Here is a 15,965-nt window from a genome sequence, read left to right as displayed (position 1 = left end):
CCCCGGTCCGTAAGGCCGGACGGGGGAACGGGCGGTGCCGCGCGGCCACCCGGCGGTGTCGGGGTGGGGAGTCGCGGCGGGGCGGCCGAGTATCGGGGGGTGGGCTTCCTCGTGCCGGTCCTCTTCGCGCTGTTCGCGGCGCTCAGCAACGCGCTCGCGACCGTGCTCCAGCGGCGGGCGGCGCTCATCGTGCCGCAGAGCGACGGGTTCCGCTTCGGGCTGGTGCTCGACCTGCTGCGGCAACCGCTCTGGATCGGCGGGATCCTGGCCGTGATCGCGGCCGGCGCCGGGCAGGCCGTGGCGCTGGCCACGGGCGCGCTGGCCCTCGTACAGCCCCTGTTCGTCCTGGAGCTGCCGCTCGCGCTCCTGATCGCCTCGCTGGTGACGCGGACCCGGATGCCGGGGCCGTTGTGGCTCGCCGTGGGAGCGGTGGTGGCCGGCCTCGGGATCGTGCTGGTGGCCGCCTCACCGACGGGGAACCGTACGGATGTTCCGGTCGGCCGGTGGGCCGTGGCCCTGGCGGCGTGCGCCGTGGCGGTGGCGGCGCTCTCCGTGGCCGGCCTGCGGCGGCCGCCCGGCCGGATACGGGCCGGATGCCTCGGCGCGGCCACCGCCGTCTGCTACGCGCTGACCGCCGCACTGATGAAATCGGCCATGCACGTACTCGACGAGGGCGGCATCGGCGCCTTCCTGCGCACCTGGGAGACCTACGGCTTCGCCGCGACCGGCATCTGCGCGCTCCTGCTCCTCGAACACGCCATGCAGGGCGGCCCGCTGGTCGCCTCGCAGCCCGCGCTGACGCTCGGCGACGCGGGCGTCAGCGTCGCGCTGGGAGTACTGCTGTACGAGGAACACCTGCGGACCCACTGGTGGCTGCTGCCACAGGTGCTGGGCCTGTCCCTGATCTGCGCCGGGGTCCTCGCCCTGGCCAGACACAGCGCCGGGGCCGAAGCCGGCACGACGTGAGACCGCGGCCCCGGCCGTACGGCCGGTCGTCAGTGGCCTCCGCGGGGCTCCAGGCAGCCGCCCTCCACGTACGCCCCGTGGGCCTGGACGACCACCGGCGGGCCCAGCCGGCCCGTCACGCAGGGGCCGCTCTCGGGGACCGACAGGACGAAGGAGACGTTCACCGCCCCGGATCCGTACACACCCCCGGCGTCGAAGCCGTACCCCAGCCCGGTCAGGACCGCGCGGAGCTCCTCCGCCGTGTGCGGGGCGCCCTTCCCGCCGCTGCCGCCCGTGACCGCCGCCCTGATCCGTGCGGCGTGCGCATCGCCCCGGCACCGGGCCCCGGGGGTGAGCTCCACCTGCTGTTTGAAGGCGTGGTTCTCCGCGTACTTCCGTGCCTCGGGATCCGCGGGCAGCTCGCGCACCGTGGCATCGGGGCTCGCGCCGCCCGTCCCCACGTCGGCGCACCGCGCCGCGATCTCGGGGAACAGCGCGTCGTGGCGGGCGGCCGCGGCGGCGGCCCGGGCGGCGTAGTCCACGGAGGGGGCCACGGACGGCGCCGGCGGCTCCTGCGGATCCCCGGCGGCGGCGCTCCTCGTACCGCAGCCGGTCAGCGCGAGCACTGAGGCGGCGAGGAGGAAGGCCACCACGCCGCGGGGGCCGGTGCGGGGTGTCGTCACGCCGTCTCCCCCAGCGGCTTGACCCAGCGCCGCCAGTGATCCTCGCGGTGGTAGCCGGCGGCGGCCCACGCCCGCTGCGCGCGCTCGTTCGCTTCGAGGACCATCGCGTCACCGCGGCGGCCCCCGACGGCGACGAAGCGCCGTTCGGCCGCTTCCAGGAGCGCCGTGGCGATCCCCTGGCGGCGGCGGGACGGCAGTACGGCGAGCCGGTACAGGGACGCCCGCCAGCCGTCCCAGCCGGCGATCACGGACCCGACCAGGACCCCGTCGCATTCCGCGAGGATCAGCGCCTCGGGATCCCGGGTGACGAGCCGGGTCACGCCGTCCGCGTCGTCCGTGATCGAGGTGCCCTCCGCCGCTTCCTTCCAGAAGGCGAGCACGGTCTCGGCGTCGGCCGGCACCGCGGCCCGTATGTGCAGATCGGTCATGCCCGGAGCCAAGCACGACCGGCCGGTGGCCCGCCACCGACTTCTGCCCACCGAGACGCACCGGTGCGCGCACCCGCTCCCGTCTCCCGGACGCCGACGCGGGTTCGATGCGAAGATCTTGCACATACGGCCCCACCGAAGGAATGATCCGCCTGCTTTGCCCTTCCTTTACCCTGTAGGCAGCTGTTCCTCACTTCCCACGAACGAAAGGTGTGAGCGTCCGTCCATGGGCGAGCCTCCCAGTCCCCTTCCTTCCCGCCCGCGACAGCGCGCGACACCCCTCCTCCTGGCTGATCATGGGACGGAGGTGAGGGACCGATGACCGAAGTGCTCCTGCTCGTCGTGGCGCTGCTGCTCTGCCTTGCCTGCGGAGTCTTCGTCGCGGCCGAGTTCTCGCTGACCACCATCGAGCGCAGCGAACTGGAACGGGCCGTCGAGCGCGGCGAGCGCGGCGCCGACAGCGCCCTGGCCGCCGTCCGCAGCCTGACGTTCCAGCTCTCCGGCGCCCAGCTCGGCATCACCGTGACCGGCCTGGTCATCGGCATGATCTCCAAGCCCTCGATCGCCGCCCTCCTCAAGGGCCCCTTCGAGGCCATGGGCCTGTCCACCGGAGCCGCGTCCTCCACCGCCCTGATCCTCGGCACCGTGCTGTCGACCATCGTCCTGATGGTCGTGGGCGAGCTCGTCCCCAAGAACTGGGCGATCTCCTCTCCGCTGGCCGTCGCCAAGCGGGTCGCCACCGCGCAGCGGATCTTCAGCCGCGCCTTCAGGCCCCTCATCAGCCATCTGAACACCACGGCGAACCACATGGTCCGCCGGTTCGGCATGGAGCCCGCCGAGGAACTCGCCTCGGCGCGCACCCCGCAGGAGCTGGCGGCCCTGGCCCGGCACTCCGCGAAGGCGGGCGCCCTGGAGAAGGACACCGCCGAACTGTTCATGCGGACCTTGAACCTCGCCGACCTGACCGCGGAGAACGTCATGACCCCCCGGGTCCAGGTCACCGCCCTGGAGCTGCAGACCACCGCCGAGGACGTGGCGAACGCGACGCTGGCCACCGGACTGTCGCGCTTCCCCGTCTACCGCGGCAACCTCGACAGCGTCGTCGGCACCGTCCACATCAAGGACGTACTGGCCCTGCCCGCCGAGGAGCGCCACAACCACCCCGTGTCCTCGCTGCTGCGCGAACCCCTCCTCGTACCGGAGTCACTGACCGTGGACCGGCTGCTGGACCGGCTGTCCGGGAGGCAGACGATGGCCGTGGTCATCGACGAGTACGGCGGTACGGCCGGTGTGGCCACGCTGGAGGACATCGTCGAGGAGGTCGTCGGCGAGGTCCGCGACGAGCACGACCCGCACGAGACCCCCGACCTGGCCCCGGCCGGGGAGGACGCCTCCGGGCGCGCCCTGTTCTCCGCGGACGGCTCCGCACGCACCGACCAGCTCGAACGGATCGGGCTGCGCGTGCCGGACGGCCCGTACGAGACGCTGGCCGGCCTCATAGCGACCGAGCTGGGGCGGATCCCCCTGGTCGGCGACAGCCTGGAGCTCGACGGCTGGCGGCTGGACGTGGTGGACGCGAGCGGGCGGCGGGCCGCGCGGGTGCTGTTGCACGTGCCGGCCGGACCGACCCCCGGTAGTGGTGTGGAGGAGGCCCGATGACCGCCGTCCAGTTGCTGATCGGCCTGGCGACTCTGGTCGTCAACGCCTTCTTCGTCGGTGCGGAGTTCGCCATGATCTCCGTGCGGCGCAGCCAGATCGAGCCGTACGCCGAGCAGGGCGACCGCAGGGCGCGCGCCGTCCTGTGGGGCCTGGAGCACGTGTCGGCGCTCATGGCGGCGGCCCAGCTGGGCATCACGCTGTGCACCCTGGTGCTGGGCGTGGTGGCCGAGCCGGCCATCGCCCACCTGCTGACCCCGGCGTTCGACTTCTTCGGGGTGCCGTCCGGGCTGACCCACGCGATCTCCTTCGTGGTGGCGCTGGCCCTGGCCACGTACCTGCACATGCTCTTCGGCGAGATGCTGCCGAAGAACGTGGCGCTGGCCGAGCCGGTGCGGACCGCCCTGCTGCTGGGGCCGCCGCTGGTGGCCCTGACCCGTGGGCTGAAGCCGGTGATCTTCGCGATCAACGCCTTCGCCAACGCCCTGCTGCGCCTGCTGCGGGTGGAGGTCAAGGACGAGGTCACGGCGACCTTCTCGGACGACGAGCTGGCCCGGATCGTCAAGGACTCCAGCAACGCGGGACTCATCGACGACCGCGCGAGCGAGCGGCTGCACGACGCCCTGGAGCTGGGGCGGCGGCCGGTGACCGATGTGGTGCTGCCGGCGGACCGGGTGGTTCCGGCCCGCGAGGGCATCACACCGGCCGGACTGGAGCGGCTGTCGGCCGAGTCGGGGTACTCCCGGTTCCCGGTGATCGACGCACAGGGCCGGATCCTGGGGTACCTGCACGTCAAGGACGCGCTGGACGCGGCCGAGCGGGACGAGCCCTTCCCGGTCGGCGCGCTGCGGCCGATCGCGCAGGTCCGGGCGGAGACCCCGCTGGACGACGTGCTGACCGCGATGCGGCGCAGCCGGACGCACCTGGCGGCGGTGCTCGGGCCGGACGGGGTCATGACGGGCCTGGTCACGATGGAGGACGTGCTGCGGGAGCTGTTCGGCAGGCCTGCTTCGGCCTAGCGCGGCGCGGTGCGGCCGCTCCCCCGGTCCCGCGTGCGGGGCCGGGGTACCGGGCGGTAGCATCGCTCCCGCCATGGAGATGAATGCGCGGTACACCAGTTTCGTCGCGGTCGGCGACTCCTTCACCGAGGGCATGTCGGACCTGCTCCCCGACGGCTCCTACCGGGGCTGGGCCGATCTGCTCGCCGACCGCCTCGCCGCCCGCGAGCCGGGCTTCCGCTACGCGAACCTCGCGGTCCGCGGCAAGCTGATCGGGCAGATCGCCGGGGAGCAGGCGCCCGCGGCCGCCGGGATGGGCGCCGACGTGGTGACCCTGGTCGGCGGGCTGAACGACACCCTGCGCCCCAAGGTGGACATGGGCCGGGTGCGCGGACACCTGGAGGAGGCCGTCGGCCTGCTGGCGCCCACCTGCGGGACGCTGGTCCTGATGCGCTCCCCGGGCCGCAACGGCCCCGTGATGGAACGTTTCCGTCCGCGCATGGAGGAGCTCTTCGTCATCATCGAGGAGCTCGCCGCGCGGCACGGCGCCCTCGTGGTCGACCTGTACGGGTCCTCCGCGCTCGGCGATCCGCGGATGTGGGACGTGGACCGGCTGCACCTGACGGCCGAAGGCCACCGCAGGGTCGCGGAGGCGGTCTGGCAGGCTCTGGGCCTGCCGCCCGAGGCGGACTGGAACGCCGAACTGCCGGCCACCGCCCCTCCGGGCTGGACCGCGCGCCGCTCGCAGGACCTCAGCTTCGCCCGCCGGCACCTGCTCCCCTGGGTGGGCCGCCGCCTGACGGGCCGCTCCAGCGGCGACGGCAGGCCCGCCAAGCGCCCGGACCTGCTGCCGCACGAGGCTCCGGCGGCAGACCGGCTCGTCTAGGCCGTTGGGCCGTCCCTTTCGGATCTTGCCCGGCCCGCGCCGCCCGGCACAGCGCCGCCCGGCACAGCGCCGCCCGGGACCGCGCCTCGCCGCACCGCCGGGGCACCCGGGTACGGTCAGCCCGCGGGGCTCGCGGGCACCCCTTCCCCGCCCTCTCCCACCCCGTGCCCGCCCCCCGCACGCTCTCGTAGCAAGGCACAATCCCGGCCGGGTCCCCTACCTGCGTAAACGCACAGCCGCGGCCCAAGTAGAATCCATCCACGTGACTGCCAAGCCCCGCATCCCCAATGTCCTGGCCGGCCGCTACGCCTCCGCGGAGCTCGCCGTCCTGTGGTCCCCCGAGTACAAGGTGACGCTGGAGCGGCGGCTGTGGCTCGCCGTGCTCCGCGCCCAGAAGGACCTCGGCATCGAGGTCCCCGACGCGGCCCTCGCCGACTATGAGCGCGTCCTGGAGACCGTCGACCTCGCCTCCATCGCCGAGCGCGAGAAGATCACCCGGCACGACGTGAAGGCCCGCATCGAGGAGTTCAACGCCCTCGCCGGCCACGAGCACGTCCACAAGGGCATGACCTCCCGCGACCTCACCGAGAACGTCGAGCAACTCCAGATCCGGCTCTCGCTGGAACTGGTCCGGGACCGCACGGTCGCCGTCCTCGCCCGCCTCGGCAAGCTGGCCGGCGAGCACGCCGAGCTGGTCATGGCCGGCCGCTCCCACAACGTCGCCGCTCAGGCGACCACCCTGGGCAAGCGCTTCGCCACCGCCGCCGACGAGCTGCTGGTCGCCTACGGCCGCCTGGACGACCTGCTGACCCGCTACCCGCTGCGCGGCATCAAGGGCCCGGTCGGCACCTCTCAGGACATGCTCGACCTGCTGGGCGGCGACGCCGCGAAGCTGGCCGACCTGGAGCAGCGGATCGCGGCTCACCTCGGCTTCGGCCAGGCCTTCACCTCGGTCGGCCAGGTCTACCCGCGCTCCCTCGACTACGACGTGGTCACCGCCCTGGTCCAGCTGGCCGCGGCGCCCTCCTCCATCGCCAAGACGATCCGCCTGATGGCCGGCCACGAGCTGGTGACCGAGGGCTTCAAGCCCGGCCAGGTCGGCTCCTCCGCGATGCCGCACAAGATGAACACCCGCTCCTGCGAGCGCGTGAACGGCCTGATGGTCATCCTGCGCGGTTACGCCTCGATGACCGGCGAGCTGGCCGGCGACCAGTGGAACGAGGGCGACGTCTCCTGCTCCGTGGTCCGCCGGGTCGCGCTGCCCGACGCGTTCTTCGCCCTCGACGGCCTGATGGAGACCTTCCTGACGGTCCTCGACGAGTTCGGCGCCTTCCCCGCCGTCGTGACCCGCGAGCTGGACCGCTACCTCCCCTTCCTCGCCACCACCAAGGTCCTGATGGGCGCCGTGCGGGCCGGGGTGGGCCGTGAGTCCGCCCACGAGGTCATCAAGGAGCACGCGGTGGCCTCCGCCCTCGCCATGCGCGAGCAGGGTGCCGAGCGCAACGAGCTGCTGGACAAGCTCGCCGCCGACGAGCGGATGCCGCTGGACCGGGCGCAGCTGGACGCCCTGATGGCCGACAAGCTGTCCTTCACCGGCGCGGCGGGCGACCAGGTCGCCGCGGTGCTCTCCCGCATCGAGGAGATCACCAAGGAGCACCCCGAGGCCGCGGGCTACACCCCCGGGTCGATCCTCTGACCCCCGATGAGCTCGGCTCCGCCCGCGACCGCGTCCTCCCGGACGTGGTCGCGGGCGGTCTTCGTGTCCTCTTCTGCGGCATCAACCCGGGTCTCCTCTCCGCCGCGACGGGCCACCACTTCGCCCGTCCCGGCAACCGCTTCTGGCCGGTCCTGCACCTGTCGGGCTTCACCCCGCGCCTCCTGTCCCCCGACGAGCAGGACGAGCTGCCGACGTACCGCCTCGGCATCACGAACGTCGTGGCCCGTGCCACGGCCCGCGCCGACGAACTGAGCGCCGAGGAGTTCCGCGAGGGCGGCCGCATCCTGACGGCCAAGGTGGAACTCCTGCGCCCCCAGTGGCTGGCCGTGGTCGGCGTCACCGCCTACCGCACCGCCTTCGGCGAGCGAAAGGCCCAGATCGGCCCCCAGGAGCGCACCATCGGCGCCACCCGCATCTGGGCCCTCCCCAACCCCAGCGGCCTCAACGCCCGCTGGACCGCAGCCTCCATGGCCCAGGAGTACGGCCGCCTCCGCGCGGCCGCCGAGCACCCGGGCCCGGCCGCGTCCGGCTCTTAGATCCCCGCCCCGGCGGTCCGGAGGGCCGTCTATCATCCGGTGATGATCATCAGGCCGATTGAGCTCGTGATATTCGACTGCGACGGGGTTCTCGTCGACAGCGAGCGGATAGCCGCCCGCGTGCAGGTCTCCCTCGGAGCGGAGCTCGGCTGGCCCCTCACCGAGGCCGAGGTCATCGAGCGGTTCATCGGGCGCTCCTCCCTCTCCATCCGTGAACAGGTCACCGAACGACTGGGCCCGCGGACGGCCGACCTCTGGTGGGAGCTGTTCGAGGAACGTCACCGCGAGGCAGTGGATCTCGGACTCTCCCCCGTCGAGGGACTGCCCGAGGCACTCGAAGCGATCACACTGCCGACGTGCGTGGCCTCCAGCGGCTCCCACGAGAAGATGCGGCACACCCTCGGCCGCACCGGCCTCTACGAGCGTTTCGCGGGGCGCATCCACAGCGCCACCGAGGTCCCCCGCGGCAAGCCGGCCCCGGACCTCTTCCTGTACGCCGCACAGCGGATGGGCGTGGATCCCGCCGCCTGCGCGGTGGTCGAGGACAGCCGGCCCGGCGTCCAGGCGGCCCGCGCCGCCGGGATGCGGGCCTTCGGTTACGCCGGCGGGCTGACCCCCGCCGAGCAGCTCGAAGGCCCCGGAACCGTCGTCTTCGACGACATGCGCCGGCTCCCTGGCCTCCTCACCGGCCACTGACCGCTGCCCCCGCCGGGCGGCGGGGCCCGCGTGACTGCCCGAACGAACCGGCTCGGCGGGGAGCTCGCCCACCCCGCGGAGCCGATCGATCCAACCGGTCGGGTGTCAGGCGTCCCGCCGCCGCACCGACAGCCATCCGCCCGTCACGGCGACCAGCGTCCACAGGGCAAGCACCCCGAGACCGGCCCAGGGAGCCAGGCCCACCGAGGTGTCCAGCCGCATCATCATCTGACCGGCACGGTCCGGCAGGTACCCGGCGGCGCCCTCGGAAGCCTGGCCGAGGACGAACGACAGGATCAGCACGAAGGGTATGAGCAGGCTCAGGACCGCCGAAGCACTGCGCAGCACCGCGGTCAGTCCGGCCGCCAGCAGGGCCATCAGGGCGAGGTACACACCGCAGCCGAAGATCGCACGGTAGGTGCCCGGGCTGCCCAGTTCCAGGGCGTACTCACCCATGAAGGCCTGCCCTCCGACGAATGCGGCCACCCCGCTGAGCTGGCCGACCAGGAAGGCGAGTCCTCCCACCATGGCCATCTTCGACAGGTAGAGCCGCGCACGGTTCGGCACCGCGGTCAACGACGTCCGCAGAGCGCTGTTGTGGAACTCCGAGGAAAGAGCGGTCGCGCCGAAGGCGAAGGCGGCTATCTGGCCGAAGTTGAGGCCGTAGAAGGCCGCGAGGAGCGGGTCCTCTCCCATGCTGCCCTCCTCCGCCGTGCCGATCAGCGAGGCCGTCAGCACCTGGATGCCCACCGTGGCAGCGAAGATGGCCATCAGCGCCCCGAAGGTGCCGCGCAGGGACCGTATCTTGATCCATTCCGAGTGCAGGACGGGGACGGTGGGCAGAGCGGTGCTCATGGGGAGGCCTCCTTGGAAGGGGTGGGTCAGCTGGTGGCGGCGAACTGGGCGCTGTCGGCGGTGAGGTCGAGGTAGGCCTGCTCCAGGGAGGCCCGCTCGTCGATCAGTTCCAGCATCGGAATGCCCTCGCGGGCTGCGATGACGCCGAGTTGTTCGGCCTGTATGCCGTCCACGGTCCACCGCCCGCCCTCGGCGGTGACCAGTTCGAAGTCGTCCCGGGCCAGGGTGGCCCGGAGCCGGACGGGGTCCGTGGTGCGCAGCCGCACCCTCGGGGTGCTGCGGGCGTCGATGAACTCCTCGATGGAGGTGTCGGCCAGCAGCCTGCCCCGCCCGAGCACGATCAGGTGGTCGGCGAGGGCCGCGGTCTCGGTCATCAGGTGACTGGAGACGAGCACCGTGCGCCCCTCGGCGGCCAGGCCGCGCATGAGTTCGCGGATCCAGATGATGCCCTCGGGGTCGAGGCCGTTGGTCGGCTCGTCCAGGAGGAGCACTTCCGGGTCTCCGAGCAGCGCCGCCGCTATGCCGAGGCGCTGACGCATGCCCAGGGAGAAGGTCTTGACCCGCCGCTTGGCCGCCGAGGCTATTCCGGACTGTTCCAGGACCGCCTCCACCCGGCTCATCGGGATGCGGTTGGCCACGGCGAGGAAGCGAAGGTGGTCCCGGGCCGTGCGGCCGCCGTGCGCCGACTGCGCGTCCAGCAGGGCGCCCACCCGGTGGAGGGGATCGGGGAGTTCGGTGAACCGCCGGCCGCCGATGGTGGCCGTCCCGGAGGTGATCCGGTCCAGGCCCAGCAGCAGCCTCATCGTGGTCGACTTCCCGGCCCCGTTGGGTCCGAGGAAACCGGTGACTCGGCCGGGCATGACATCGAAGGTGAGGTGGTCAACGGCCCGGGTCCGGCCGAATTCCTTGGTCAGTTCTCGGATCTCGATGCTGTTCATGTCTCAAGGTTCGCCGCCGTCCCCACCCCTCTTCCTCCCCCATGCGAGGGTTCCTTCTCCCCCACGTGGGGGAGGAGCCGCACCGCCCCGAACTGCCACGATGAGGGGATGCACCGACTGTTCCGCGCCGCGCTGCGCCCAGTGACCTACTCGCGCTGGGTGCATCTGTGCGTGCCCATGCTGATGCTGGCCATGTGGATGTTCATAGCGCCCGAGGCTCCGTGGATGCCCATGCTGCTCGTGATACCGATGGGCCTGCTGCCCTGGATGCGGCTGGCCGAGGGGCTCCAGGCGCAGTTCCTCCTCACTCCTCACGAGCGCGATTCCCAGGGCGGCCGGGAGGCCGAGGAGCAGAGTTTCAGCACCGTTGCCTCCGAGGGGTGGAGCGACCGGTGGCGGACCCTGTTGTGGCTGGAGATACGGCTCGTCGTCGGGCTGGTCTCCATCTTCGTCACGGTGTGGCTGCCCGTCTTGACGATCCAGCTGATCAGGACCGGCCTCGGTGGGACGGTCACCGACGACCGGCTGGTGCCCGCCGGCCTCCCGGCTTGGGCGGCCTGGGCACTGGCTCCGCTGCCCCTGGTCCTCCTGATCGTCGTCGTGGTCCTGCTCGGCGACATGATCACGGCGATCGCCCGCAGGCTGCTGGGGCCTTCGGCGGCGGAGCGGCTCACCGCGCTGGAGGTGCGGACCGAGCAGCTGCTGGAGCGCACCCGCATCGCGCGGGAGCTGCACGACTCCATCGGCCACGCACTGACCGTGGCCGTCGTCCAGGCCGGGGCGGCGCGGGCGGCGGGCGATCCGGAGTTCACGGACCGTGCGCTGAGCGCGATCGAGGAGACGGGCCGGGCCGCGCTGGAGGACCTGGACCGGGTGCTGCGCGTCCTGCGGGAGTCCGGTCAGCGGCCGTCCCAGCGGCCCACCCTGGCGGAGGCCGACCGGCTGTTCGAGTCGGCGCGCGCCTCCGGCGCCACCGTCGACGCGCAACTGATCGGCCCGCTCGACCAGTTGCCCGACTCGGTGAGCCAGGAGGGGTACCGGATCCTTCAGGAGGCGCTGACCAACGTGCTGCGGCACTGCGGTCCCGTACCGGTACGGGTGCGGATCGGCATGGTCGCCGACCGGCTGGACCTGGAGGTGACCAATCCGCTGCCGGACCGGCCCTCCGTCATGACCGGCGGCGGCACCGGGCTGCGCGGGATGCGGGAGCGGGCCGCGCTGCTCGGCGGGGAGACCGAGACCGGTCCGTACAAGGGGGGTTGGAGGGTGCGTACGCGGCTGCCGCTGGAGCGAATACGCTGATCGGATGCCGGTTACCGTACTGCTCGTCGACGACGAACCCCTGGTGCGCGCGGGTCTGCGCGCCGTCCTGGACGCCCAGCCCGACATCGAGGTGATCGGCGAGGCCGCCGACGGCGCCGCGGTGGTCCCGCTGGTGCGGCAACTGCGCCCCGACGTCGTGGCGATGGACGTGCGGATGCCGCTGCTCGACGGGATCGAGGCGACCCGGGCGGTCCTGCGGAGCGTGGACTCGCCGCCGAAGATCCTCGTGGTCACCACCTTCGAGAACGACGAGTACGTCTACCAGGCGCTGCGGGCCGGCGCCGACGGGTTCCTGCTGAAGCGGGCCCGCCCGTCGGAGATCGTGCACGCGGTCCGTCTGGTGGCGGAGGGCGAGACGCTGCTCTTCCCCGCGGCGGTCCGCTCGCTGGCCGCCGAGTACGGCAACCGCCAGGCACGGACGGTACTGGAGCGGGCGGCGCTGACCGAGCGCGAGGAGGCCGTGCTCCGGCTGATGGCGAAGGGGCTGACCAACATCGAGATCTCCCGCGAGCTGATCGTCGGCACGGAGACGGTGAAGTCCCACGTCAGCGCGATCCTGGCGAAGCTGGGGGCGCGGGACCGGACCCAGGCAGTGATCACCGCGTACGAGTCCGGGTTCGTCGCTCCCGCGTGACCGGCCCACGAGGGGAAGGCCGGATTCCGGCCGATGGGGGGCTGCTTCTCGCCGCCGCGCCCGGTGCGCAGTACGATCCGGCTGACAAGCTCGCTACCTGGGAGGACACACGTTGGGGCAGCTGACCGGCGGGGACCCCTCTCTGCTGCGGCGGATCAACTCCGCCGTGGTGCTGCGGGCCCTGCGCGCGGCCGAGGCGCCGACGCTCACTGACCTCACCCGGGTCACCGGCCTCTCGCGGCCGACCGTCGAGGGAGTCGTCGAAGGGCTCATCAGGACGGGCCTCGTCGTCGAGGCGGGCGCGGAGGAGGGTGCGCGGCGCCAGGGACGCCCGGCCAGACGGTTCCGCTTCCGCGCGGAGGCGGGGCACCTGCTCGGCGTGGAGATCGGCGCGCACCGGATCGCGGTGCTGCTGTCCGGGCTGGACGGACGAGTGATCGGCGCCGGCACCAAGGAGGTCGCCGAGACGGCCTCCGCCGACGAACGGCTCGAACGGGTCCGCGGTGCGGTGGCCGACCTGCTGCGCCGCGCCGGGATCCCGCGGGACTCCCTGAGGGCGGTCGGCGTGGGCAGCCCCGGAATCGTGGAGGCCGACGGCACCGTCCGCCTCGGCACGGCCCTGCCCGGCTGGACCGGGCTGCCGCTCGGGGAGCGGCTCCGGCGTTCGTTCCGCTGCCCGGTGCAGGTGGAGAACGACGCGAACGCCGCGGCGGTCGCCGAGCACTGGAAGGGCGCCGCGACCGACACCGACGACATGGTCTTCGTGATGGCCGGGCTCAGCCCCGGAGCGGGCTCCCTGATCGGGGGCCGGCTGCACCGCGGGTTCGGCGGGGCGGCCGGGGAGATCGGCGCCCTGCACCTGCTGGGGCGCGAGGTCACGCCCGAGAAGCTGCTCTCGACCACCGGTGAACCGCTGCACCCGCTGGACGAGCGGGCGGTGGCGGAGGTCTTCGCGATGGCCAAGCGCGGGGACGTGGGCGCGGTGGCGGCGGTGGAGCGGTTCATCCAGCGGCTGGTCCACGACGTGGCCGCGCTGGTCCTGGCGATGGACCCGGAGCTGGTCGTGGTCGGCGGCTGGGCGGCCGGACTCGACGGGGTACTGGACCCCCTGCGCCGTGAACTGGAGCGGTACTGCCTGCGCCCGCCGCGCGTGGCGCTGTCCCTGCTGGGCGAGGCGGCGGTGGCCACGGGAGCATTGCGGCTGGCGCTGGACCACGTGGAAGAAGAACTGTTCGCGGTGGAGAAGACGGTCACCGCCCGCCGCTGACCCCCTCCGGGGCCGGTACGGGTGCGGGTCCGCGCCGCCGCCGGTTCCTCCGGGGCTGCGGATCCGCACACACGCCGCCACTCACGGGCCGGCCGGCGCCCGTTCGATGCCGCGGTTCGGCGTCGGCGGGTCCCTGCGGTTCGGCGTCGGCGGGTCCCTGCGGGAGGGCAAGATCCACGGGAGGGCAAGATCCCCCACCCGCCCTTCGCCCGCTCCCCGGCTGCCCTGCCCGGCCCCGGTCCTCAAACGCCGGACGGGCTGAAGCAGAAGACGGCCGAGCGGGGCCGCCACTTCGCGGCGGCCCCGGTCAGCAGGTGGTCAGGACGCGACCCGCGTGTCGTGGGTGATCTGCACGTCACCGGTGTCGCCGAAGGTCAGGCGGCAGGTGTCCGCCCGGTAGGTGGCCACCGAGACGGCCGCCGTGCCCGCCGCCGTGAAGTAGCGGGTGGTGACCAGCAGGACCGGGGCGCCGGGCAGGCGGTCCAGTTCCTTCGCGTCCTCGGCACGGGCGGAGCCGAGCTCCACCGAGCGGTCCTGGCCGTCGAGGACCAGCTTCTGCAGCTCGCGCATGACGGTCCGGGCGCGGGCCGGACCGGCCGGGGCGTCGATGGCGGAGAGGCCCGGCACCGAGGAGGCCGGCACGTACAGCAGCTCGGCCGCGAGGACCTGGCCCTGCTCGACGCGGCTGCGGCGCACCGCGAGCACCATCTCGCCGGGGGTGGTCCCGAGGAGCTTCAGGAGGGCCGGGGTGAGCACGGCCTCCTCCGCCGCGTCCACCGGCTCCCACCCGTCGACGCTCTCGCCGGGCCAGCTGTGCTGCGCACTGCCGACGTCGACGCCCACGCGCGGCGGGGCGACGGTGGTGCCGACGCCGCGGCGGCGCTGGAGGCGGCCTTCGAGTTCGAGCTGCTCCAATGCCTGGCGCAGGGTCGCGCGGGCCACACCGAAGCGGGCGGCGAGCTCGCGCTCGTTCGGCAGGACCTCGCCCACGGCGAAGTCCTGGTCGAGCGCCTCACTGAGGACGGTCTTGAGGTGCAAGTACTTCGGCTCCGGCACCGTTTCGAGCTGCGTGGTCCCCACCCTGACTCCTCCTGCTATCGCCGCACTCGCCGTGTTCCAGCGGGAGTTCCGCGCCTTTGTTTATTAAAGGTTCCTGCACTATGCCTGCGACGATAAGTCGGCGCACCCCCTTGGTCAAGACCAATGCTCATCCCTTTGTCGGGCAGATCGGGCATATGCATCAAGCTGTTCACGGGATGTTCGCGAGCACCGCGGAAAGCACGCGGAGGGCGTCACGGAAGACACCCCGAAGAGCGCCGCGGCGGGCGCCGCGGAGGGCACCACGAAGGGCGCCGCCGAAGTCACCGCGAAAGCCGAAGTCCCGCCTCCAGGGGCTACCGGGCGGTAACCGGTCGAGAGACACTACTGACAAGCCGTCTCACACGGCCGCCGAAGCCGCCCGACCCCCGACGAGGAGCAGCATGACCGCCACGGTCTCCTTCACGATCGATTCGCCGCTGGGCCCCCGCACCACGACCGCCGCCTACGAGCGCAAGGGCGCGGGCGAGCCGCTCCTGCTGCTCCACGGCATCGGCCACCACCTCCAGGCCTGGCACCCGGTGACCGACATCCTGGCCGCCGAGTACGACGTGATCGCCGTCGACCTGCCCGGCTTCGGCGTCTCGGAGCCGCTGCCGCACGGGGTTCCGTACGATCTCGGCACCGTCGCCTCGGCGCTGAACGCGCTCTGCGCGGCGCTCGGCATCGAGCGGCCGCACGTCGCGGGCAACTCCCTCGGCGGACTGCTCGCCCTGGAGATGGGGCGCGTCGGGCTGGCGCGCTCGGTCACCGCCCTCTCCCCCGCCGGGTTCTGGTCGGAGGGCGAGCGCCGCTACGCCTTCACAGCGCTCCGCGCGATGCGCGCCGGCGCCGGCGCGCTGCCCCGCTCCGCCGTGGAACGGCTCGCCCGCAGCGCCGCCGGACGCGCCGCGCTCACCGGCAGCATCTACGCGCGCCCGGGACGGCGTTCGCCCGGCTCCGTGGTCGCCGAGACCATCGCCCTGCGCGAGGCCTCCGGCTTCGAGCAGACCCTGGCCGCGGGCGGCTCCGTACGGTTCACCGCGGATCTGCCGGGCCTGCCCGTCACCATCGCCTGGGGCAGTCGCGACCGGCTACTCCTGCGCCGCCAAGGCGTCCGCGCGAAGCACACCATCCCCGGCGCCCGCCTCGTCCGTCTCCCCGGATGCGGCCACGTGCCCATGAACGACGACCCGGCCCTGGTCGCCCGCGTCATCCTGGACACAACGGAGCGCGCCCGATGAGGTGTTGACGGAGCGCCAGGGGACCGCATCAGTGTTCACGCATGGTTCGCGTGCACGACGCGGGCGGTCCGGTGTGCCGCCG

Annotated in this window: 16 protein-coding genes; 11 read left to right on the top strand and 5 right to left on the bottom strand. The window is 72.9% G+C overall.

The window, feature by feature from the left end:
* Window positions 1-99 precede the first annotated feature (99 nt).
* On the top strand, window positions 100-966 hold the full coding sequence (locus OG276_RS32615; RefSeq protein ID WP_266910837.1) for a DMT family transporter: 867 nt from the start codon (window positions 100-102) through the stop codon (window positions 964-966).
* Window positions 967-995: 29 nt separating this feature from the next.
* On the opposite strand, the gene OG276_RS32610 is transcribed toward OG276_RS32615, so the two are convergent.
* Window positions 996-1,628: a hypothetical protein gene (locus OG276_RS32610; protein ID WP_266910835.1), complete on the bottom strand. Its 633-nt coding sequence runs from the start codon at window positions 1,626-1,628 to the stop codon at window positions 996-998.
* Window positions 1,625-2,056, bottom strand: a complete 432-nt coding sequence (locus tag OG276_RS32605) for a GNAT family N-acetyltransferase (protein WP_266910833.1) — start codon at window positions 2,054-2,056, stop codon at window positions 1,625-1,627. The genes OG276_RS32610 and OG276_RS32605 overlap by 4 nt, the downstream gene beginning before the upstream one ends.
* A 318-nt stretch (window positions 2,057-2,374) precedes the next feature.
* On the opposite strand from OG276_RS32605, the gene OG276_RS32600 reads away from it, so the two are divergent.
* The 6 genes from OG276_RS32600 (at window position 2,375) to OG276_RS32575 (ending at window position 8,545) form a co-directional block, all read left to right on the top strand.
* The gene (locus tag OG276_RS32600; protein ID WP_266910831.1) at window positions 2,375-3,715 is read left to right on the top strand and encodes a hemolysin family protein; all 1,341 of its coding nucleotides are present in this window, start codon (window positions 2,375-2,377) and stop codon (window positions 3,713-3,715) included.
* On the top strand, window positions 3,712-4,731 hold the full coding sequence (locus OG276_RS32595) for a hemolysin family protein (RefSeq protein ID WP_266910829.1): 1,020 nt from the start codon (window positions 3,712-3,714) through the stop codon (window positions 4,729-4,731). Before OG276_RS32600 ends, OG276_RS32595 begins: the two co-directional genes overlap by 4 nt.
* Before the next feature lie 73 nt (window positions 4,732-4,804).
* Window positions 4,805-5,596 carry an SGNH/GDSL hydrolase family protein gene (locus tag OG276_RS32590; RefSeq protein WP_266910827.1) on the top strand — a complete coding sequence of 264 codons (792 nt, stop codon included), beginning with the start codon at window positions 4,805-4,807 and terminating at the stop codon, window positions 5,594-5,596.
* Between the two features lie 262 nt (window positions 5,597-5,858).
* A complete protein-coding gene (gene purB / locus OG276_RS32585) occupies window positions 5,859-7,292 on the top strand; it encodes an adenylosuccinate lyase (RefSeq protein WP_266910825.1) in 1,434 nt (477 codons plus the stop codon).
* Window positions 7,289-7,849 carry a G/U mismatch-specific DNA glycosylase gene (gene mug, locus OG276_RS32580; RefSeq protein ID WP_266913308.1) on the top strand — a complete coding sequence of 187 codons (561 nt, stop codon included), beginning with the start codon at window positions 7,289-7,291 and terminating at the stop codon, window positions 7,847-7,849. The genes purB and mug overlap by 4 nt, the downstream gene beginning before the upstream one ends.
* Window positions 7,850-7,894: 45 nt before the next feature.
* On the top strand, window positions 7,895-8,545 hold the full coding sequence (locus tag OG276_RS32575) for an HAD family phosphatase (RefSeq protein ID WP_266913306.1): 651 nt from the start codon (window positions 7,895-7,897) through the stop codon (window positions 8,543-8,545).
* A gap of 105 nt (window positions 8,546-8,650) precedes the next feature.
* Here the strand turns inward: OG276_RS32575 and OG276_RS32570 are convergent, their stop codons facing one another.
* Window positions 8,651-9,400 carry an ABC transporter permease gene (locus OG276_RS32570; protein WP_266910823.1) on the bottom strand — a complete coding sequence of 250 codons (750 nt, stop codon included), beginning with the start codon at window positions 9,398-9,400 and terminating at the stop codon, window positions 8,651-8,653.
* A gap of 26 nt (window positions 9,401-9,426) precedes the next feature.
* Window positions 9,427-10,338, bottom strand: a complete 912-nt coding sequence (locus tag OG276_RS32565) for an ABC transporter ATP-binding protein (RefSeq protein WP_266910821.1) — start codon at window positions 10,336-10,338, stop codon at window positions 9,427-9,429.
* 108 nt (window positions 10,339-10,446) lie between these two features.
* On the opposite strand from OG276_RS32565, the gene OG276_RS32560 reads away from it, so the two are divergent.
* The 3 genes from OG276_RS32560 (at window position 10,447) to OG276_RS32550 (ending at window position 13,562) form a co-directional block, all read left to right on the top strand.
* Window positions 10,447-11,640, top strand: a complete 1,194-nt coding sequence (locus tag OG276_RS32560; RefSeq protein ID WP_266910819.1) for a sensor histidine kinase — start codon at window positions 10,447-10,449, stop codon at window positions 11,638-11,640.
* Between the two features lie 4 nt (window positions 11,641-11,644).
* The gene (locus OG276_RS32555) at window positions 11,645-12,295 is read left to right on the top strand and encodes a response regulator transcription factor (RefSeq protein ID WP_266910817.1); all 651 of its coding nucleotides are present in this window, start codon (window positions 11,645-11,647) and stop codon (window positions 12,293-12,295) included.
* 112 nt (window positions 12,296-12,407) lie between these two features.
* The gene (locus OG276_RS32550; protein WP_266910815.1) at window positions 12,408-13,562 is read left to right on the top strand and encodes an ROK family transcriptional regulator; all 1,155 of its coding nucleotides are present in this window, start codon (window positions 12,408-12,410) and stop codon (window positions 13,560-13,562) included.
* Between the two features lie 318 nt (window positions 13,563-13,880).
* Here OG276_RS32550 and OG276_RS32545 read toward each other — a convergent pair whose 3' ends face one another.
* A complete protein-coding gene (locus tag OG276_RS32545) occupies window positions 13,881-14,642 on the bottom strand; it encodes a GntR family transcriptional regulator (RefSeq protein ID WP_266910813.1) in 762 nt (253 codons plus the stop codon).
* Between the two features lie 401 nt (window positions 14,643-15,043).
* On the opposite strand from OG276_RS32545, the gene OG276_RS32540 reads away from it, so the two are divergent.
* A complete protein-coding gene (locus OG276_RS32540; protein ID WP_266910811.1) occupies window positions 15,044-15,883 on the top strand; it encodes an alpha/beta fold hydrolase in 840 nt (279 codons plus the stop codon).
* Window positions 15,884-15,965: the final 82 nt, after the last annotated feature.

The sequence above is a fragment of the Streptomyces sp. NBC_00086 genome (assembly GCF_026343255.1).
In the GTDB taxonomy this organism is placed as follows: Bacteria; Actinomycetota; Actinomycetes; order Streptomycetales; family Streptomycetaceae; genus Streptomyces.
Note: the sequence above shows the minus strand (reverse complement) of the source record. Positions and strands in the feature narration are given on the sequence as shown.

Excerpts from the sequence above, each read along its gene's own strand:
- OG276_RS32540 (WP_266910811.1), top strand. The coding sequence starts at position 15,044 with ATGACCGCCACGGTCTCCTTCACGATCGATTCGCCGCTGGGCCCCCGC.
- OG276_RS32570 (WP_266910823.1), bottom strand. The coding sequence starts at position 9,400 with ATGAGCACCGCTCTGCCCACCGTCCCCGTCCTGCACTCGGAATGGATC.
- OG276_RS32560 (WP_266910819.1), top strand. The coding sequence starts at position 10,447 with ATGCACCGACTGTTCCGCGCCGCGCTGCGCCCAGTGACCTACTCGCGC.
- OG276_RS32565 (WP_266910821.1), bottom strand. The coding sequence starts at position 10,338 with ATGAACAGCATCGAGATCCGAGAACTGACCAAGGAATTCGGCCGGACC.
- OG276_RS32590 (WP_266910827.1), top strand. The coding sequence starts at position 4,805 with ATGGAGATGAATGCGCGGTACACCAGTTTCGTCGCGGTCGGCGACTCC.
- OG276_RS32605 (WP_266910833.1), bottom strand. The coding sequence starts at position 2,056 with ATGACCGATCTGCACATACGGGCCGCGGTGCCGGCCGACGCCGAGACC.
- OG276_RS32555 (WP_266910817.1), top strand. The coding sequence starts at position 11,645 with ATGCCGGTTACCGTACTGCTCGTCGACGACGAACCCCTGGTGCGCGCG.
- OG276_RS32600 (WP_266910831.1), top strand. The coding sequence starts at position 2,375 with ATGACCGAAGTGCTCCTGCTCGTCGTGGCGCTGCTGCTCTGCCTTGCC.
- OG276_RS32595 (WP_266910829.1), top strand. The coding sequence starts at position 3,712 with ATGACCGCCGTCCAGTTGCTGATCGGCCTGGCGACTCTGGTCGTCAAC.